Here is a 19,187-nt window from a genome sequence, read left to right as displayed (position 1 = left end):
CGGGGGCACGCGAAAAGGCCCTCGCCCCGGAGGCGGGGCGAGGGCCGGAAGAGGGGTCTTCCGTGCAGGGGTCAGAAGCGGCGGGTGATCAGGGCCCGCTTGACCTCCTGGATGGCCTTGGTGACCTCGATACCCCGCGGACAGGCGTCCGTGCAGTTGAACGTGGTGCGGCAGCGCCACACTCCGTCCCGGTCGTTGAGGATCTCCAGCCGCTGCTCGCCGCCCTCGTCGCGCGAGTCGAAGATGAACCGGTGCGCGTTGACGATGGCCGCGGGCCCGAAGTACTGGCCGTCGTTCCAGAAGACCGGGCAGGACGAGGTGCACGCGGCGCACAGGATGCACTTGGTGGTGTCGTCGAACCGCTCCCGGTCCGCGGCGGACTGGTAGCGCTCACGGGTGGGCTCGTTGCCGTTGGTGATGAGGAAGGGCATCACGTCGCGGTAGGCCTGGAAGAACGGCTCCATGTCGACGACCAGGTCCTTGAGGACCGTGAGCCCCTTGATCGGCTCGACCGTGATCGGCTTCTCGGGGTTGATGTCCTTCAGCAGCGTCTTGCAGGCGAGCCGATTGCGCCCGTTGATCCGCATGGCGTCCGAGCCGCAGATGCCGTGGGCGCAGGAGCGGCGGAAGGTGAGGGTGCCGTCCTGTTCCCACTTGATCTGGTGGAGCGCGTCGAGGACGCGGTCCTTCGGGTCGATCTCCAGCGTGAAGTCCTGCCACTGCGCGTCCTCGGAGATCTCCGGGTTGAACCGGCGGATCCGCAGCGTGAGGGTGATCAGGTGCGAGGCGCTGTTCTCGGCCGAGTCGACGGGCCCGGCGGAGTCGTTCTTGTCCAGCGTTGCGGTGCTCATCAGTACTTACGCTCCATCGGCTGGTAGCGGGTCTGCACGACCGGCTTGTAGTCCAGCCGGATCGACTCGGTGCCGTCGTCGCCCACCTCGCGGTACGCCATGGTGTGCCGCATGAAGTTGACGTCGTCGCGGTTGGGGAAGTCCTCGCGGTAGTGACCGCCGCGGGATTCCTTGCGGGCGAGCGCGGAGACCGCCGTGACCTCGGCCAGGTCGAGCAGGTTGCCCAGTTCCAGGGCTTCCAGCAGGTCGGTGTTGAAGCGCTTGCCCTTGTCCTGGACGCTGATGTCGCGGAAGCGCCTGCGCAGGGCGCCGATCTCCTCGACGGCCTCCTTCAGCGTCTGCTCGGTGCGGAAGACCATGACGTTCTTGTCCATGGTGGCCTGAAGGGCCTTGCGGATGTCGACCACGCGCTCGTTGCCGGTGGCGTCGCGCAGGTTCTCGATCTCGTCGAGGACGAAGGTGGCCGGGTCCTCGGGCAGGTCGATGTGGTCGGCGGTGGCCGCGTGCTCGGCGGCGGCGATGCCGGCCCGACGCCCGAAGACGTTGATGTCCAGCAGCGAGTTGGTGCCCAGCCGGTTGGCGCCGTGCACCGAGACGCAGGCGACCTCGCCGGCCGCGTACAGGCCGGGGATGGGGGTGCTGTTGTCCCCCAGCACCTCGCCCTGCACGTTGGTCGGGATGCCGCCCATCGCGTAGTGCGCGGTCGGCTGGATCGGCACCGGGTCGGTGTAGGGCTCGATGCCCAGGTAGGTGCGCGCGAACTCGGTGATGTCGGGCAGCTTGGCGTCGAGCTGCTCCGGCGGCAGGTGCGTGAGGTCCAGGTAGACGTGGTCCTTGTCGGCGCCGCAGCCGCGGCCCTCGCGGATCTCGGTGTAGATCGCGCGGGAGACGACGTCACGCGAGGCGAGGTCCTTCATGACGGGCGCGTACTTCTCCATGAAGCGCTCGCCGTCCTTGTTCCGCAGGATGCCGCCCTCGCCGCGGGCGCCCTCGGTGAGCAGGATGCCCATCTTCCAGATGCCGGTCGGGTGGAACTGGAAGAACTCCATGTCCTCCAGCGGCAGCCCGCGCCGGAACGCGGCGGCCTGGCCGTCGCCGGTCAGGGTGTGCGCGTTGGAGGTGACCTTGAAGAACTTGCCGTTGCCGCCGGAGGCGAAGACGACGGACTTGGCGCGGAAGACGTGCACGTCGCCGGTGGCCAGCTCGTAGGCGACGACTCCGGCGGTCCTGCGGATGCCGTCGACCTCGTTGAGGAGCAGGTCCAGGACGTAGAACTCGTTGAAGAACTCCACGCCCTCCTTGACGCAGTTCTGGTACAGCGTCTGGAGGATCATGTGGCCGGTGCGGTCGGCCGCGTAGCAGGAGCGGCGCACCGGGGCCTCGCCGTGGTTGCGCGAGTGCCCGCCGAACCGCCGCTGGTCGATGGTGCCGTCCGGGGTGCGGTTGAAGGGCAGGCCCATCTTCTCCAGGTCGAGGACGGAGTCGATGGCCTCCTTCGCCAGGATCTCGGCGGCGTCCTGGTCGACCAGGTAGTCGCCGCCCTTGATCGTGTCGAAGGTGTGCCACTCCCAGTTGTCCTCCTCGACGTTGGCGAGGGCCGCGGCCATGCCGCCCTGTGCCGCGCCGGTGTGGGAGCGGGTGGGGTAGAGCTTGGTCAGCACCGCGGTGCGGCTGCGCTTGGTGGACTCGATGGCCGCGCGCATACCGGCGCCGCCCGCGCCGACGATGACGGTGTCGTACTTGTGGATCTTGACGTTGTTCATCGGGAAAACCTCAGCCTTCAGCCCCGGTACGTCAGCGGATGTTCGGGTCGAAGGTGAAGATCACCAGCGTGCCCAGCAGGACGGTGAAGACGGTGGCCGTGTAGAGCAGCATCTTCAGCCAGAAGCGGGTGTTGTCGCGCTCGGCGTAGTCGTTGATCACCGTGCGCAGCCCGTTGGCGCCGTGCAGCATCGCCAGCCACAGCATCGCCAGGTCCCACACCTGCCAGAACGGCGAGGCCCAGCGGCCCGCGACGAACGCGAAGCCGATCTTGCTGACGCCGCCGTCCAGCACCAGCTGGATCAGCAGGTGGCCCAGGACGAGCACCACCAGCACGATGCCCGACAGCCGCATGAACAGCCATGTCTGCATCTCGAAATTGCCGCGGGACGCCTTGGGCGTCTTCGCGGTCCGCTTGCGCGGCGGTTCGATGACGGGGGCCGGGTGGTCCACGTCGTACAGCGTGACGCTGTCGGTGGGCTCGTCCGCGCCGTCGTTCCTGGCGGCCTCGGTCGTCTCGGTCGTCGACATCACGGATCAGCTCCCGAACAGCTCGCGCAGCGTGTGCTGCAGGACCGGGTAGAAGGCACCGGCCATGAGGACGATCCACACGCCCAGCACGGTCCACAGCATCTGCTTCTGGTACCTCGCGCCCTTCGACCAGAAGTCCACGGCGATGACCCGCAGGCCGTTCAGCGCGTGGAAGAGGATGGCGGCCACCAGGCCGTACTCCATCAGGTTGACGAGCGGAGTCTTGTAGATCGCGACAGTGTCGTCGTACGCCTCTGGCGAGACGCGGACGAGCGCGGTGTCGAGGACGTGCACGAACAGGAAGAAGAAGATGAGGACGCCGGTGACTCGATGAGCCACCCAGGACCACATTCCTTCCCGGCCGCGGTACAGCGTTCCAGCCGGCACGGATAAACCCTCCGGGAGCGGATATTGGGGCCTGCCGGCTTCGGTAGGTCGGGCGGGCCCGGCCGGGTACGGTCCACCGGCCTCGGTCATCGTAGCGACGGGTTGTCGGCACGTTCGCCCAGGGGTGTGCAGGTGTGATCAATCAGGCACGGACGGCCTATCCGCAGTGTGAGCGGGGACACACCGCGGCCCGCGTGGCGGGCCTCAGTCCGCAGGTCCGGGCGCCGCCAGTCGGCCGAGCCGCCCGCGCGCCAGCCGCCGCAGCTCCTCCGCGGTGACCGCCCACTCCTCGTCGGCATCGTTCTCCAACCGCAACCTGATTCCCGCCAGCACCTGGTCCAGCCGCTCCTCGGCGGCGAACCCGTCCAGGCAGTACAGGAACGCGTGCCCGAATTTCCGCTCGTACGCGCCGTGCGCGGCCCGCAGGGCCGTGTGCGCGGCGAGTACGCCCGGCTGCGGCTCGCCCTCCAGGGGGTGTGCGGCCGACTCGCAGACCAGCGCCTCCCGCAGATCGGCCGGGGTCAGGTCGTAGCTCGCCTCGTCGGCCGCCGCCAGCAGGGCCTCCACGTCCGGGTAGGGCCGGTGCGCCACGAGCCGACGTGCCCAGCGGCGGCTGCCGCAGCAGCGCAGCAGCAGCGGCTCGACCGTCGCGCGGGCCGCGCCGTTGAAACGGTCCAGGGGTGTCCGCGTTCCGTGGCGGGGAGGGGTGGGAAGGGTCATGCGCTCCGTAAGTCCGATGGATCCGGATGTGGACCCGGATGCGTCACGGTAGTGGCGACCAGGCAAGATCGGCCGTACGAGTCGTGTTTTTCACCCGTAAGGGAACGCGTGGGCACGCATGGCTGACGGGGAAGGGTTGGGAAGGGGAAATACCGTATCCGTATGGGACGAAACTGGTCGAAGAAGTCGGGGCGGACTGCCATGGGGGCGCTCCGCCGCTCCGGCGCGCCACTGGCGCTCACCCTCGCCGTCAGCCTGCTCGGCCTGACCGCCTGCGGCGGTGACGGCGACGGAGGCGGCGATTCCCCCTCCGCCTCCGGAAGCGGCTCGGCGCAGCCGCCCAAGGGCCCCGACCGGCTCGGCCCCGCACCCTCGGCCGTGCCCTCGGTGCGCCAGTGGCAGGCCGTACGGGGCCCGGGCTGGCAGCGCACGGACCGCACCCGGGTCGTCCCCGCCGCCGACTCGCTCCGCGACGAGGCGAAGCTGCTCGCCGACGAGCTGAAGGTGCCGGTCGCCAAGGCGCCGTCCCGCACCGGCGACATCGAGCTCAAGCGCGGCGAGGACGGCGGGAAGTCCCCCGGCGGCAAGGTGAACGGCGGCCCCGAGAGCTACCGGCTGGTCAGCAAGGACGGCAAGGTCACGATCACCGGAGGCGGCGACGCCGGGGTCTTCTACGGCACCCGCACCCTCCTCCAGACCTGGCGGGCCCAGGGCCGGTTCGCCGAGGGCACCGTCGCCGACGCCCCCGACCGCCCGCAGCGCGGCTTCTCCCTGGACATCGCGCGCAAGAACTTCAGCGCCGACTGGATCAAGGCCCGGATCCGCCAGATGGGCGACCTCAAGCTCAACCAGCTCCAGCTCCACCTCTCCGACGACCAGGCGTTCCGCATCGAGAGCGAGACCCACCCCGAGATCGTCTCCGACCCCCACCTGACCAAGGCGCAGGTCCGCGACATCGTCGACCTCGCCGCCTCCCGGCACATCACCGTCATCCCCGAGATCGACTCGCCCGGCCACCTCGGCGCCGTCCTCAAAGCCCACCCCGACCTGCAACTGCGCAGCGCCTCGGGCGCCACCCCGCGCGGCGCGATCGACATCAGCAAGCCCGCCGCCGCCAAGCTCGTCGACGAACTGCTGGTCGAGTTCGCCGACCTGTTCCCCGGCAAGTGGGCGCACGCGGGCGGCGACGAGTACCAGGCACTGATGACGCAGAACCCGGAGCAGACCTACCCCGGGCTCGCGAAGAAGGCGCGGGAGAAGTTCGGGGACAAGGCCACCGTCCAGGACCTGGCGACCGCCTGGCTCAACGACCGCGCCTCGACCCTGGACAAGCAGGGCAAGATCCCGCAGGTGTGGAACGACGGCATGCACCGCGGCGGCGTCGTCGAGCCGAACAAGCCGCGCGAGGTCGCCTACTGGACCGGACGGGAAACGGGCGAGCGGGAGCCGTCCGAGTATCTGAAGGAGGGCTGGAAGGTCGTCAACCTCAACGACGAGTACCTGTACTACGTCCTCGGCCAGCCCAACAACTTCACCTACCCGACCGGCCGGCGCATCTACGAGGAGTGGACCCCCGCCGTGGTGCGCGGCACCGAACCGGTCCCGGACAAGTGGGCCGGACGGGACCGCATCCTCGGCGGCCGGTTCGCCGTCTGGGGCGACCTCGCCGACGCGCAGACCACCGGACAGGTCGCCCGCGGGATCCGGCTGCCGCTCGCCGCGACGGCCCAGAAGCTGTGGGACCCGCAGCGGCCCGAACGCTCCTGGGACGACTTCGTGAAGCTCGTCGACAAGGTGGACTGACCGGGACCGGCCCGGCCGCGGACCGACCGGCCCCGGTTCGGCGACCGGGGCGAGGGGGCCGGAGAAAGCCGAGGGCGACCGGGGTCGCCACCCCCCACAGGAGAGACCCCGGCCGCCGTCGGACACGGGCTCACTACGCCAGCGGCTTGCCCGTACTCTCCTCAGCGCCAACGCCGCGCAATGTGTTACGCGCCACGCCGCACCCGTTCGCGGGGGGTCGTTCCATGCCCACCGCGGGGGCCGGGTGCTGACGTTGGGCTACCTCCCCCTCACGCACAGCGCGCTGCCGCCCCGCCTCTCCCTTCGGCATGGACGAGCGTGCACACTTGGCCTTAGCGTGCTGCTCGCGCCGCGCCGGGTGGACCGAACCCGGCAGCCGGGACGCGAAAATCCGGCGGCCGGGATGCTGACTCCCGGCAACGGCGCACAGCACAGACACCTTCGCGGAGTGGGGCGAGAGACGGGCGTGCAGGGGGACGACGCGGAGCTGACCGCTGCGGTGCAAGCGGCGCAGGAGGGGGACGAGTCCGCCTTCCGCACCGTCTACCGCTCGGTGCACCCGCGCCTGCTCGGCTACGTGCGCACCCTGGTGCCGGACGCCGACGCCGAGGACGTGGCCTCCGAGGCGTGGCTGCAGATCGCCCGCGACCTGCCCCGCTTCCACGGCGACGCGGACCGGTTCCGCGGCTGGGCGGCGCGGATCGCCCGCAACCGGGGGCTGGACCATCTGCGGATGCGCGGCCGCCGCCCCGCCGTCGGTGGTGACGAGAGCGAACTGACCGTCCTTCCGGCGGGTACCGACACGGCGGACGAGGCGCTGGAGGCGCTGGGGACCAGCAGCACGATGGCGCTCATATCGCAGCTCCCGCGCGACCAGGCCGAGGCGGTCGTGCTGCGGGTGGTGGTCGGGCTGGATGCCAAGAGCGCGGCGCAGGTGCTGGGCAAGCGCTCGGGTGCGGTCCGGACGGCCGCGCACCGCGGACTGCGCAAGCTGGCGGAACTGCTGGAGGAGCGGGCCCTGGGGCCCTCCGGCGACGCGGTCGACGGCGCGGGCGGGGCGGTGGCCGACGGCCCGGCCGGAGATCCCGGCGGGCCGGAGCCCGGCCCCAGGCCGGGCGGTGGCATGGCGAAGGGCAGGACACGCGGCATGGCGCGCGGTGTGACGCATAAAGCCACCCGAACGCTGAGGGAAACGTGATGGCGGACGACCGGTACAGTTGGCTGGACGAAGAGACTGCGGAGCACTTGCTGCGCGGCCTGCCGGTCGAAGCCTGTGAAGACGGCAGACCGGGTTCCGGTTCCGGGCCGGCCGCCGAGGTGCGGGATGCCGAGCCGCGGGGCGGCTCGTCCGCCGAGCACGAACCCCCCGCCGGAGGGCGGGAATCCGACCCGGCCCAGGAGCACACGAACCCCGCGGCCGGAGACCCGGCGCAGGCGGACCCCGTTGCCGGCACCGGACGGTCGGGCCGAAGAGCCGGGGGCCGTCTCGACGTGCCCTCACCCGACTGGTTCCGCGAGGCCGACCGCCGTACGGCGGCCCGGCTCGCCGCAGCGCTGGACGAACTGTCCGCCGCCCACAGCGCTCCCCCTCCCGCCGCACCCGGCACCACGCCGGTCGAACTCCCCGGCGAGGCCGCGGCGCTGGACGCCTTCCGCGCCGCCCGGCTCGCCGCGCGTTCCGGCGGCACCTCCTCGGCCGCCTCCGCGGGCGCGCTCGGCGGCGGCGGTGCGCTGGGCGGTGCCCGCAGCCGTACCCGGCACATCCTCACGGGCCGGCCCCTGCGGGCCGGATTCGCCGTCGCGCTGGCGGGCTGCGCCCTCGGCGGGGTAGCGGTCGCGGCCGGAGCGGGCGTGCTGCCGACCCCGTTCTCGAGCGGCGACGCACCCGGCGTCAGCGCTTCCCCGGCCGCCAGCTCCGGCTCCGAGAGCCCGGAGGGGGACGGCGGGAGCGGCGCCGGTTCGCCGGGCCGGGACAGCGCGGGCGAGCGGCACGGCGGCCGCGACCGGTCCACCCGGCCCGGCGGCGGTGGCGGCGAGAACGGAGACGGCGGGGGCGCCGACGGCGGCAAGGGGAGCGGGCAGGACGGCTCCTCCCGGGACCTCGCCGACGGCGGTACCGGCGGCGACCTGGGCGGCAACGGCCCGCGGAAGGACAGGCCCGGCGGCACCTTCCCCGGTGCGGGCGGGCACCACGGCGGCTCCCGGAAGGAAGCCATCGCCGAGGCGCTGTGCAGGGCGTACGCGGCGGACAAGCTGGAGGCGGACGACCGCCGCAAGCTGGAACGCGCCGCCGGCGGCCGGGCCGTGGTCCGTAGGTTCTGCGCCCGGCACGGGGAGAGCGACGGCTCCGGCGGTGGCGGCGGAGAGAGCGCCGGCGGTGGCGGCGGCGGGCAGAGCACCGGCTCCGGCGGCGGCTCGGGGGAGAGCGCCGGCGGCGGCGACGGCGGTGGGGACACCGGCGGTTCCGGCGGCGCGGACACCGGCGGTTCCGGTGCGAGCGGGGGCGGCGTACCGTCCGAGCCCTCGGATCCCGCACCGAGCACGACGGCGACGACGCCCGCACCCTCGCGGCGGTGACTCGGGCCGCACCGGCGCGGCAGTGACCTCAGCCGTACCGGCTTCGCGGTGACCTCAGCCGTACCGGCGCGGCAGTGACAGGCGCCACACGCTTCCCCCGGCCGACGGTGTGACACTTTCGCCGGGCACGGCGCTGAAGAGAGTGAGCCGACTGGTCATCGGCGGCGCGGTAAGCCCGAGGTTCCCCCCGTACCTCTGGGTTCGCGCGATGGCGCGGGCGGGACACGTTCCCCCGGTCCCGCCCGCGCCCCCTCATCCCCTCGCCTCTTCCCGGCCGTTCGCGCGGCGGCCCGCTGCGCGGGTGGGTGTTCCGCCGCGCTGGGCGCGGTCACTTGTAGACCACGACCTTGTCGCCCGGGCGGATCTCCGCGAAGACCTTCGCGATCTTCTTCTTGTCCCGCACGTTCACGCACCCGTGGGACGCGCCCGCATATCCGCGGGCGGCGAAGTCGGAGGAGTAGTGCACCGCCTGGCCCCGGCTGAAGAACATCGCGTAGGGCATCGGACTGTCGTAGAGGGTCGAGTGGTGGTGCCGGCTCTTGAAGTCGACCTTGAACTGGCCCTCGCGGGTCGGCGTGTAGGCCGAGCCGAACCGCACGTCCATCGCCGTGCGCACCTTGCCGTCGACCATCCACACGGCGGTGCGGCTCGTCTTGCTGATGCACAGCGCGCGCCCCGTGGTGCAGCGCGGGTCCGGAACGGCCGGCGGCCGGCTGGTGGGCGGGTGCAACTCGGTGCGGGTGGGCTCGTGGGTGCGGGCCCGCAGCGCACTCAGCACCGCGTCGGTGACCTTGCCGGTGCGGGCCATGCCGCGCCGCTGCTGGAACGCGGAGACCGAAGCGGCCGTCACCGGGCCGTAGTAGCCGGTCGGATTGCGGTCGAAGTGGCCCAGTTGCCGCAGCCGCGCCTGGAGTTCGCGTACGTGCGCACCGCGCGCTCCGGGCGCCATCCGTACGGCCTGTGCGGCCGGCCGCGCGGCCTTCGGCTGCTGCGGCCGGGTGGGCTGCGCGGGCCGGGCCGGTGCCGAGTGCTCCGTCCGCGTGGGCGCCGGTGCGGGCGGCGGCTTCCCCGCGGCCTTCTGCGGGGCCGTGGAGATCCGCACGGACGGGCCGCTCGCCCCGTCCTCGACCTCGCATCCGGCGAGCGCGCCCACCGTCAGCAGCACCGCGGCCGAGGCCGCGGCACCGCGCACGGCCGTAGCTCCCCTCCCGCGCATCCCCACCCCCGGAGGTTCGACAGGTGTACGGGTCCATCACTGCCCAGCGTGCCGTCCCGTGAACCCGCCGTCGCCGTCGCCGATCGCCGCGGCGGATGCCGCGCCCGCTTTGTTACTGACGGGTTTAAAACCGGGTGCGGATCGGGGACAGTAGGCGCAGGCGTGACCGACGACCGACGAGCAGCCCGCGAGGTGTCCATGTCGACAGGAACCGGGACGGGGTCCGCCGAACAGCCGCAGCCCCGGCCCCAGCAGCCCGGGCCCGCCCGCGGAACCGGTGACGGCGTGCCGGGGCCGCTGCCCGGACTCGCCCGTGCCGCCGCCGCCCTCGCAGCGGGGGAGACCACCTCCCGGGCGCTCACCGAACGGGCGCTCGCCCGGATCGAGGCCACGCAGCCCACGCTGAACGCCTTCCGCCGGGTACGTGCCGAGGCGGCGCTGGCCGAGGCCGACGCCGCCGACCGGGCCCGCGAACAGGGCCGCGGCCGGCCGCTGCTGGGCGTCCCCGTCGCGGTCAAGGACGACACCGACGTGTGCGGGGAGCCCACCGCGTTCGGCTGCGCCGGGGACTTCCCGGTCAAGACCGCCGACGCGGAGGCGGTGCGCAGACTGCGGGCCGCCGGAGCGGTCGTCGTCGGCAAGACCAACAGCCCCGAACTGGGGCAGTGGCCGTTCACCGAGGGCCGCGCCTTCGGCGACACCCGCAACCCCTGGAACCCGGCACACACACCCGGCGGTTCCTCGGGCGGTGCGGCGGCGGCCGTCGCCGCCGGCCTGGTGCCCGCGGCACTCGGCTCGGACGGCGCCGGATCGATCCGGATCCCCGCCGCCTGGACGCATCTGGTCGGTATCAAGCCCCAGCGGGGCCGCATCTCCACCTGGCCGGACCCCGAGGCGTTCAACGGCATCACCGTCCTCGGGCCGCTGGCGCGCACCGTCGAGGACGCCGCGCTGCTGCTGGACGCCGCCGCCGGGAACCGGGAGGGCGATCTGCACCGGCCGCCGCCCGTGGACGTGCGCGGCGCGCCCGGCCGCGACCCCGGGCGGCTGCGGATCGCGCTCTCCACCCGGTGGGCGTTCACCGCCACCCCGAAGCGGCTGGACCCCCGTGTCGACACCGCCGTGCGCGCCCTGGCCGAACGGCTCGCCGTACTCGGACACGAGGTGGAGGAGGCCGACCCGCACTACGGTCCGATCGGGCTGACGTTCCTCCCCCGCGCCACCGCGGGCATCCGCACCTGGGCGCAGCGCACCCCCGACCCGGCGCTGCTGGACCCGCGCACCCGCGCCGCGGCCCGCACCGGGCGGCTGCTGGGCGGTCCGCTGCTGCGCGCGGCCCGCGCCGCCGAGGAGCCGCTGCGCCGCCACGTGGGCCGGATCTTCCGCCGCTACGACGTCGTCCTCGCCCCCACGACGGCCACCCCGCCGCCCCGGATCGGCGACCTGGCCCGGCTGTCGAACTGGCAGACGGACCGCCGGATGATCGCCCACTGCCCCTACGCCTGGCCGTGGAACGTCCTCGGCTGGCCCGGTGTCAACGTCCCGGCCGCCGTGACCGAGCCGGACCGGCTGCCGCTGGGCGCCCAGCTCCTGGGCCCCGCCGACAGCGAACCCCTGCTGGTCTCCCTCGCGGCCCAGCTGGAGGCCGACCAGCGCTGGTACGAACGGCGCCCTCCGGCGGTGTGAGCGTCCGCGGCGCGTGGTGAGCGGCCCTGTGCGGCGTCGGCGGCGCCCGCCGGGTGCGCCTCCCCACCGGGCCGTGGCCTCCGCCCGGGCCCTCTCCCCGGGCCCCTCTCCCCGGGCTCTCTCCGGCACGGCGGGTGTGCTCGGCAGGCCGATGCCGCAGGTGTCTGCCAGGGTGGGAGCAGTACCCGCCAGGCGCGCCGCACCGGGGGCCCGCGGGGCCCCGGAGGTCCGGCGGGGCGCGCGACGCACGAGGAGGGCCGGCATGCCGCTCAACCCCGCACTCACCTACCGCGATCCCCGCGCCGCGCTCGACTTCCTCCAGGCCGCTTTCGGCTTCGAACCCGTCCGCGTGCACGAGGGCGACGACGGTTCGGTGGTCCACGCCGAGCTGCGGTTCGGGGACGGCCTCGTGATGCTCGGCACCGCCCGCGACAGCGGTCTGATGGCGGGACTGGGCCCCGGCGCGGTCTATGTCTCGGTGCAGGATCCGGACGCGCACCACGCCCGCGCGGTGCAGGCGGGCGCGGAGATCGTGCTGCCGCCCACCGACCAGGACTACGGCTCGCGCGAGTACGCCGCCAGGGACCCGGAGGGCAACCTGTGGTCCTTCGGCACCTACGTCGCCACGGCCTGACCTGCTGTGCCCGTCGCGGGGCCCGGTGCGGGTGTGCTGGGCGGGCGGGTGAGCCCCCGTCCGGTGCCGCACCTGCCCCGCCGCCTGCCCCGCCGGGCGGGCTCAGCCCAGGGCCGCGCGTTTGAGCGCCCGCGCCCGGCGGGCGACACGGCGCACCGCACGGTTGCGGGGGACGAAAGCGAACTGGCGGGGCACCGCGCCGGGCAGTGCCAGCGCCGTCAGCCGGCGGCGCGTGAAGTAGCGGCGGGTCGCCGGGGACAACCGCTCCGCCAGGAAGCGCTCCGCCTCCGGCCGCAGCCCCGGGAGCACCCGCGGCTGCATGCAGAACCCGACAGCGCGGACCAGCCCCGCCGGCTCGCCGCGCGGAAGCGGGACGGAGCCGTCCTGCGAACCCTCCTCGTCCTCCAGATCCGGCAGCAGGGCGTCCACCAGCGTCAACGGCACCCGCTCGACGCTCTCGTAGGGCGCGAGCCGCTCCAGCAGCAGGCCGGTACCGGCCCGCGTCACGGGCAGTCCGTAGAGCGCCGACGCCGTCAGCAGCGCCGTCGAACAGCAGCCCACCACCAGGGCCGGGCGCATCCCCTCGTACAGCACCTCCGCCGGCACCCGCGGATCCACCACCGTCAGCGCGACACCGAGCTCGCCCGCCTCCTTCTCCACGGCACGCGGCGGATCCGCCGGCCCGGCCGGATGCGGCTTGAGGACCACCTCGCGGTGACCGCGCGCCGCGAGCCCGCGCAGCATCCGCACCTGGAGCCGCTCCGCCTCGTCCGGGGAGGACGGCTCCGGCGCGGACGGTGACGGGCCCAACAGCACCGCCGCACCCCGCGGCGCGCAGGCCACCGCGGGCGGCGCCTCCTCCGCGAACCCGGCCACCACCGCACGGAACGCCTCGGCCGGGACGGGCTCGGCCCGTACGCCGAACTCCGACAGCAGCAGCGGCGCCAGACCGGGCACCAGGTCCAGATGGAGCAGCCGGCGCACCCGGGTGCCCACCAGCGGCTTGCCGTCCGTGGGACCGTAGCCCGCCAGCCCGCCCGCGAACGCCTCGATCGGCGCGTCCGCGAACAGCTGCGCCACCGCCGCCCCGGGCTCATCCCGAAGCGTGTCCAGCACGAGCGTGACCTCGTCCTCGGGGCCGTCCCCCAGGTCCCACATCCGGCGCAGATACCGCTCCCACAGCGGGGCGTCGTCCGCGCGCGGCGACCAGCCCGCAGGGTGCAGCGGCCGGATCGTCTCGTTCCACGACAGCACCCGGTCGAAGCGGTCGCGCAGCCGCGCGAAGCCCGGCGCGGTCTCCAGCGGCGGCGCCGTCTCGGGAGTCGCGGCGTTGTTGCTGACCAGCAGCAGCCGCTGCTCGGCCGGTTCGAAGCAGCCCGCGTCGACAGCCGCCGCCAGAGCGGCGGCGCCGTACAGGGTGCCGACGAGGAACACCTGTGTCCGCATCAGGCCACCCCTCCCTTGTCGTGCGTGCCCGGATCGGCCGCCTCCGGAGCGGCGCCCGCAGCGCCCGCCGCGCGTCCGGGGCGGGCCGGGCGTCTGAGCAGCCGCCGCAACCGGACGGACCGCTCGCTGTCCATCGAGTCCAGCGCGTCCGACAGCAGCCCGGCGGGCAGCCGCTTGAGTGCCGCCGCGCTCTTCGTCCGCAGCGTGCGCGCCACCGCGGGCTCGAACGCGTCGCTCGTCAGATGGTGCGAGACGAGCGCGCAATAGGTGCGCACCGCCTTGGGCAGCAGCAGCTCGGCGTCCCGGTCCCGCGCGGTCTCCTCGACCACCTGGTCGAAGGCGCGGAGGAAGTCGAGCTGCCGCACGTCTCCGATCCGGGTCAGCGAGGAGGCGACCCCGCGCCGGTAGAAGACGCCCAGCAGCCCGACCGCGGCGAACGAGCGCGCCTCGCGGTGCAGCCGCCAGATCCAGGGCCGGTCCTCGGCGGTGCGCAGCCCGTCGGTGAAGTGCAGCAGCCCCGCGTCCAGCAGCCTGCGGTGGTAGATCCCCGCCCAGGCGTACGCGTAGTCCACGGAGGTGCTGCGGGTCGCGGGCAGGATCGCCGCACGCGGGTCCTCCACCACCCCCCGCCGCCCGTGCGGCACCCGGGCCAGGGTGCGCGAGCGCCCCGTGCACCGGACGTGGTCGGTGCGCACGAAGTCGCAGCCCAGCCGCTCGATGCTGGCCACCAGCCGCGGATAGTGGCCGGGCGCCAGCCAGTCGTCCCCGTCCAGGAACGTGACGAACTCGCCGCTCGCTCGGTCCAGCCCCGAATTGCGGGCCGTCGCCAGACCGGCGTTGCGCACGTGCCGGACCCGGACCACCTGCGCCACGCCCCGGAGATCGCTTTCGGCCCGCTCCAGAATGTCCGGCGTCCCGTCCCGGGAGGCGTCGTCGACCAGAACGAACTCGAAATCCCGGCGGGCGTTCGCCCGGAGACTCCGGAGCGTTTCCGGGGCGTATGACTGCACGTTGTAGAACGGCACGATGACGGAGAGCTTGACCACCCGAAGGACCCTAGGGTTCACGTCCCGCCCCGTCTTGACCTGCGGCGGACCCGTGGGTGAACGGCGCGTGGCCGGATGGTGAACGGGCCTTTCCCGCCGCCGCGTTGGGTATTCGTCGGTGTGCTGTTAACCGGCTGTTGCCGCCGCGTTGGGCCGCCTTCCGGAATCCCTTCCTAGCGTCGGGGACGTGCCCTCACGAGAAATCCCCTCCGCACCGAACACCCCGGCCGCGCCGACCGGAACCGCCCCCGGCGAGCGGTCGGCGCCCCGCCGGGTGGTCGTCCTCGCGGATTCCGACACCCGGTGGAAATGGGGTGTCCTGACGGCCCGCAGGCTGGCCCCCGATGCCGCCGTCGACGGGCTGCTGCTGCGCGGCCGTGCCACACCCACGCCGCGCCAGCTCGCCGAGGTCGGCGTCGCCGTCGACTCCCTCCGTGAGGTCACGACCGCCGAATTCCTCCGCGCCGCCACCGCGCCCGGCGCCTACGACATGGTCGTCCTCGCGTGCGTCGGCGGCGCCGTGCAGGCCATGCTGCACGGGCTGCGGCGGGCCGCGGCCGACGGAGTCGCTTCCGGGGCGGCCGCCTCCGGCGGAGCCGCTTCCGAGGGGGCCGCTTCCCGGGGGGCCGCTGCCGCCGGAGCCGCCTGCGGGGAGTCCGCTGCCGGAGCCGCGGTGGGAAGCGGACCGGACGGCGAGCTGTCCGCCCGCCCCGTGGTCGTCACCGGTTACGTCGGCGTCGTCTACGAGAAGCTCACCGACGGACTGCTGCTGCGGCACGGTGCCGACCTCGTCCTCGCCAACTCGCCCTTCGACGCGGACCGGTTCCGCGCGGTGTACGAGGGCGTGGGCGCCGACGCCGGAAGCGTGGCCGAGTGCGCCCTGCCGTTCCTGGAGGGGACGGCGGCACCCGCCCCGGCCGAGACCGGCGACGGGCCGTTCACCGTGGTCTTCGCCGTGCAGCCCTCCGTCCCGGCCGGCCGCGCCGACCGCGCCTACCTGCTGCGCCGGGCCGTGCAGCACGCGCTGCGCCACCCCGAACGCGAAGTCCTGATCAAACTGCGCAGCAAGCCCGGTGAGCACACCACGCACATCGAGGAGCTTCCCTACCAGAAGCTCGTCCGCAAGCTGCCCGGCGGACGCGACGGCGCGAACGGCGGACTGCCGCCCAACTGCCGCCTCGTCTACGGGCACATGGGAGAGATCCTGGACCGGGCGCGGCACACCGGCGGCCTGCTGGTGACGGTCAGCTCGACCGCCGCGCTCGAATCCCTGCACCGCGGTGTACCCACGGCCGTCCTCACCGACCTCGGCGTCCGCGAAGCCCTGGGCAACCACTACTTCACCGGCTCCGGCTGCCTGGCCTCCTGGGACGAACTCGACGACGGACTGCTCCCGGAAGCCGACGAGAAATGGGTGCTGCGGCAGGGGGTGCGCGGCGGCGACGGCTTCGCCGCGGCCCGCGACCGGGTCACCCGCCTGGTCGGCCGCGCCGCGAGCGGCGGGCTGCCGCCGCTCGCGCCGTACTACACCGTCCGCACCGCACCCGGCTATCTGCCCGGCATCCTGCGGCGCTACGGGCTCGAACAGGACGGATCACCGGGCGCCCGAAGCTCCACCGAGGCCGCCGACGGCCTCGGCGCCGCCGGTCGCGGTGCCGTCCGGCGCGTCGTCCGCGAAGCGGCCCGGGGCGCCTACCGGCACGGGGTCCAGCGGGTCGCCCCGTTGATCCGGAAGGCGGGCGAACTGTGACCGAGCCGCCCCGTGACGCCACCCCGTCCGGTGCCCGTTCCGTGCCGCCGTCCGGTACTCCCGTGCCGTCGTCCGGTGGTCCCGTGCCGCCGGCTGCGCCGCACTCTTCGTCGCCGTCCGCGCCGTCCGCGCCGTCCGCGCCGTCCGCGCCGTCCGTGCCGTCCGCGCCGTCCACGTCGCCGCCTGCGCCCGGTGGCGCCGCCCCGTCCGCATCCTCGCCTCATCCAGGAGCCAACATGTCCCCAGCCCCCGCCGTGCTCGCGGTGATACCCGCCCGGGGCGGGTCGAAGGGCGTGGCCGCCAAGAACCTCGCACCGGTCGCGGGCGTTCCGCTCGTCGCCCGCGCGGCCCGCGAGTGCCTGGCCGCGCGGAACGTCACCGACGTCGTCGTCTCCACCGACGACCCCGCCATCGCCGAGGCGGCCCGCTCCGCCGGAGCCGAGGTCGTCGACCGGCCCGCCGACCTGGCCGGCGACCTGGCCAGCAGCGAGACGGCCGTCCTGCACGCCATGGACGTCTACGAGGAGCGGCACCGGCGACCGCTGCAGACCGTGCTGCTCGTGCAGTGCACCAGCCCCTTCCTGGTGCGGGAGGACGTCGAGCAGGTGGCCGCGGCCGTCATCGAGGACGGCGCGGACAGCGCCCTGACCGTGGCGCCGTTCCACGGATTCGTCTGGCGCGACGGCGCCACCCCGGCGGCAGGGTCCGGTGACGCCCCGGCGGGCCTCTCCGGCGACGCCCCCGGTGCTGCCTCCGGTGCGGCGGGGACTTCCGGCGCCGACGGCGGCGCGTACGGCGTCAACCACGACCGGGCTGTACGCCCCCGGCGCCAGGACCGGCCCGAGGACCTGCTGGAGACCGGCGCCGCCTACGCCATGGACGCCATGGGGTTCCGCGAGTCCGGCCACCGGTTCTTCGGGCGGACGGCCGTCGTCCGCACCGACCCGGCCCGCGTCCTGGAGGTCGACGACCCGCACGACCTCGCCCGGGCCCGCCTGCTGGCGCCGCTGCTGGACGCACACCGCGACGGCGCGGGCGCGCTGCCGACCCGGGAGGACGTGGACGCCGTCGTACTGGACTTCGACGGCACACAGACCGACGACCGCGTCCACATCGACGCCGAGGGCAGGGAGACCGTCGCCGTCCATCGCGGAGACGGGCTCGGCATCGCCGCGCTGCGCCGCGCCGGCCTGGAGGTGCTGATCCTCTCCACCGAGACCAACCCGGTCGTCGCGGCCCGCGCCGCCAAGCTGCGGCTGCCGGTGCTGCACGGCATCGACCGCAAGGACCTGGCGCTCAAGCAGTGGTGCGAGGAGCGGGGGATCGCGCCCGAGCGCGTGCTGTACGCGGGCAACGACGCGAACGACCTGCCGTGCTTCGCGCTCGCCGGATGGCCCGTCGCCGTCGCGGACGCCCACGACGTGGTGCGGGCCGCCGCCCGTGCCGTCACCACCCGCGGCGGGGGAGCGGGAGCGGTCCGCGAGATCGCGGGGTGGTTGGTGGGGGCCGAGCTGTGAGGGCCGGGCCGTGAGGGGGGTGGGGGTTGGGCGCAGGCTCGCCGCCTTGGTTGGGCCCACCCACAAAGGAAGCCCGCCGGAGCCCCGACGCCCCCCACCCGCCGCCTCCTGACCAGCGCAAACCCTACCCGGACCGGCGCTCCCGGCATCCCGTGCAGCGCCTGACGACCTTTTGCACACACCAGAGAAAGAAACTCCCGGAAATGGTGAACATGACCAGCAACGCCCAGCACACCGACGCCCGCCGCGACCTCCACGGCGCCTCCCGCATCCGCACCCTCGGCACCCGGACGGTGGGTCCCGGCCACCCCGTCTACGTCACCGGTGAGATCGGCATCAACCACAACGGCGACCTGGACAACGCCTTCGCCCTCATCGACGCCGCCGCGGAGGCGGGCTGCGACGCGGTCAAGTTCCAGAAGCGGACTCCGGAGATCTGCACCCCGCGTGACCAGTGGGACCTGGAGCGGGACACTCCGTGGGGCCGCATGACGTACATCGACTACCGGCACCGGGTCGAGTTCGGCGAGGACGACTACCGCGCCATCAGCGAGCACTGCGCCGAGCGTGGCATCGACTGGTTCGCTTCTCCGTGGGACGAGGAGGCCGTCGCCTTCCTGGAGAAGTTCGACGTACCGGCGCACAAGGTGGCGTCGGCCTCCCTCACCGACGACGACCTGCTGCGCGCGCTGCGCGCCACCGGGCGGACCGTCATCCTCTCCACCGGCATGTCCACGCCGCAGCAGATCCGGCACGCGGTGGAGGTGCTGGGCAGCGAGAACATCGTGCTCTGCCACGCGACCTCCACCTACCCGGCCAAGGCCGAGGAGCTGAACCTGCGGGTGATCCACAGCCTGCAGGACGCCTACCCGAACGTCCCGATCGGCTACAGCGGCCACGAGACGGGTCTGCAGACCACTCTGGCGGCGGTCGCCCTCGGTGCCGTCTTCGTCGAGCGGCACATCACCCTCGACCGCGCCATGTGGGGCTCCGACCAGGCGGCTTCCGTGGAGCCGCAGGGCCTCCAGCGTCTGGTGCGGGACATCCGCACCATCGAGGAGTCCCTGGGCGACGGCGTGAAGAAGGTGTACGACAGCGAGCTGGCGCCGATGCGCAAGCTGCGCCGCGTCAAGGGTGTCGTGGCCGAGGGTGCGGAGGCCGCGGAGGAGACCGGGACCCGCGAGCCGGTCACGGTCTGAGGCGGACGGGCGCCGCCTGTACGGGCACCGGCCCGTACAGGCCCCAGCCCCGGCCCAGGCCCC

Annotated in this window: 16 protein-coding genes; 8 read left to right on the top strand and 8 right to left on the bottom strand. The window is 73.7% G+C overall.

Annotation, left to right across the window (positions count from 1 at the left end; genetic code table 11):
- Nucleotides 1-71: 71 nt before the first annotated feature.
- The 5 genes from A949_RS0119925 to A949_RS0119905 all read right to left on the bottom strand — a co-directional run bounded on the left by A949_RS0119925 (nucleotide 72) and on the right by A949_RS0119905 (nucleotide 4,250).
- On the bottom strand, nucleotides 72-851 hold the full coding sequence (locus tag A949_RS0119925) for a succinate dehydrogenase iron-sulfur subunit (RefSeq protein ID WP_019357790.1): 780 nt from the start codon (nucleotides 849-851) through the stop codon (nucleotides 72-74).
- Nucleotides 851-2,614 (bottom strand): succinate dehydrogenase flavoprotein subunit, encoded by a 1,764-nt coding sequence (sdhA, locus tag A949_RS0119920; protein WP_019357789.1) that lies wholly within the window; start codon nucleotides 2,612-2,614, stop codon nucleotides 851-853. Before sdhA ends, A949_RS0119925 begins: the two co-directional genes overlap by 1 nt.
- Nucleotides 2,615-2,645: 31 nt before the next feature.
- Nucleotides 2,646-3,143 carry a succinate dehydrogenase hydrophobic membrane anchor subunit gene (locus tag A949_RS0119915; protein WP_019357788.1) on the bottom strand — a complete coding sequence of 166 codons (498 nt, stop codon included), beginning with the start codon at nucleotides 3,141-3,143 and terminating at the stop codon, nucleotides 2,646-2,648.
- A gap of 6 nt (nucleotides 3,144-3,149) precedes the next feature.
- Complete coding sequence (sdhC, locus tag A949_RS0119910; protein ID WP_037706945.1) at nucleotides 3,150-3,530, bottom strand: succinate dehydrogenase, cytochrome b556 subunit; 381 nt, start codon at nucleotides 3,528-3,530, stop codon at nucleotides 3,150-3,152.
- Between the two features lie 204 nt (nucleotides 3,531-3,734).
- Nucleotides 3,735-4,250: a 2-oxo-4-hydroxy-4-carboxy-5-ureidoimidazoline decarboxylase gene (locus tag A949_RS0119905; protein ID WP_019357786.1), complete on the bottom strand. Its 516-nt coding sequence runs from the start codon at nucleotides 4,248-4,250 to the stop codon at nucleotides 3,735-3,737.
- Between the two features lie 162 nt (nucleotides 4,251-4,412).
- On the opposite strand from A949_RS0119905, the gene A949_RS0119900 reads away from it, so the two are divergent.
- From A949_RS0119900 to A949_RS35640, 3 genes are all read left to right on the top strand, one after another.
- Nucleotides 4,413-6,053: a beta-N-acetylhexosaminidase gene (locus tag A949_RS0119900; protein WP_026004849.1), complete on the top strand. Its 1,641-nt coding sequence runs from the start codon at nucleotides 4,413-4,415 to the stop codon at nucleotides 6,051-6,053.
- A 466-nt stretch (nucleotides 6,054-6,519) separates the two neighbouring features.
- Nucleotides 6,520-7,251: an RNA polymerase sigma factor gene (locus tag A949_RS0119895; protein WP_019357784.1), complete on the top strand. Its 732-nt coding sequence runs from the start codon at nucleotides 6,520-6,522 to the stop codon at nucleotides 7,249-7,251.
- Nucleotides 7,251-8,630 (top strand): hypothetical protein, encoded by a 1,380-nt coding sequence (locus A949_RS35640; RefSeq protein ID WP_019357783.1) that lies wholly within the window; start codon nucleotides 7,251-7,253, stop codon nucleotides 8,628-8,630. Before A949_RS0119895 ends, A949_RS35640 begins: the two co-directional genes overlap by 1 nt.
- Before the next feature lie 328 nt (nucleotides 8,631-8,958).
- Here A949_RS35640 and A949_RS0119885 read toward each other — a convergent pair whose 3' ends face one another.
- Nucleotides 8,959-9,846, bottom strand: coding sequence for a L,D-transpeptidase family protein (locus tag A949_RS0119885; RefSeq protein WP_037706943.1), 888 nt, complete (start codon nucleotides 9,844-9,846; stop codon nucleotides 8,959-8,961).
- Nucleotides 9,847-10,044: 198 nt separating this feature from the next.
- On the opposite strand from A949_RS0119885, the gene A949_RS0119880 reads away from it, so the two are divergent.
- Nucleotides 10,045-11,532 (top strand): amidase, encoded by a 1,488-nt coding sequence (locus A949_RS0119880; protein WP_078565480.1) that lies wholly within the window; start codon nucleotides 10,045-10,047, stop codon nucleotides 11,530-11,532.
- Nucleotides 11,533-11,794: 262 nt separating this feature from the next.
- Entirely contained in the window at nucleotides 11,795-12,166 is a 372-nt protein-coding gene (locus A949_RS0119875) for a VOC family protein (RefSeq protein WP_019357780.1), read from the top strand.
- A gap of 102 nt (nucleotides 12,167-12,268) precedes the next feature.
- Here A949_RS0119875 and A949_RS0119870 read toward each other — a convergent pair whose 3' ends face one another.
- Together A949_RS0119870 and A949_RS0119865 are read right to left on the bottom strand one after the other, a co-directional pair.
- Nucleotides 12,269-13,612 carry a polysialyltransferase family glycosyltransferase gene (locus tag A949_RS0119870; protein WP_019357779.1) on the bottom strand — a complete coding sequence of 448 codons (1,344 nt, stop codon included), beginning with the start codon at nucleotides 13,610-13,612 and terminating at the stop codon, nucleotides 12,269-12,271.
- Nucleotides 13,612-14,658 carry a glycosyltransferase family 2 protein gene (locus A949_RS0119865; RefSeq protein ID WP_019357778.1) on the bottom strand — a complete coding sequence of 349 codons (1,047 nt, stop codon included), beginning with the start codon at nucleotides 14,656-14,658 and terminating at the stop codon, nucleotides 13,612-13,614. The genes A949_RS0119870 and A949_RS0119865 overlap by 1 nt, the downstream gene beginning before the upstream one ends.
- Before the next feature lie 274 nt (nucleotides 14,659-14,932).
- Between A949_RS0119865 and A949_RS0119860 the strand changes: the two genes are divergently transcribed.
- From A949_RS0119860 to A949_RS0119850, 3 genes are all read left to right on the top strand, one after another.
- On the top strand, nucleotides 14,933-16,408 hold the full coding sequence (locus tag A949_RS0119860; protein WP_019357777.1) for a DUF6716 putative glycosyltransferase: 1,476 nt from the start codon (nucleotides 14,933-14,935) through the stop codon (nucleotides 16,406-16,408).
- 236 nt (nucleotides 16,409-16,644) lie between these two features.
- A complete protein-coding gene (locus tag A949_RS0119855) occupies nucleotides 16,645-17,925 on the top strand; it encodes an acylneuraminate cytidylyltransferase (RefSeq protein ID WP_019357776.1) in 1,281 nt (426 codons plus the stop codon).
- 212 nt (nucleotides 17,926-18,137) lie between these two features.
- Nucleotides 18,138-19,124, top strand: coding sequence for an N-acetylneuraminate synthase family protein (locus A949_RS0119850; protein WP_051019564.1), 987 nt, complete (start codon nucleotides 18,138-18,140; stop codon nucleotides 19,122-19,124).
- Nucleotides 19,125-19,187 lie beyond the last annotated feature (63 nt).

The sequence above is a fragment of the Streptomyces sp. AA1529 genome, from assembly GCF_000280905.1.
Lineage (GTDB): Bacteria > Actinomycetota > Actinomycetes > Streptomycetales > Streptomycetaceae > Streptomyces.
This window is presented reverse-complemented; position numbering and strand designations above follow the sequence as displayed.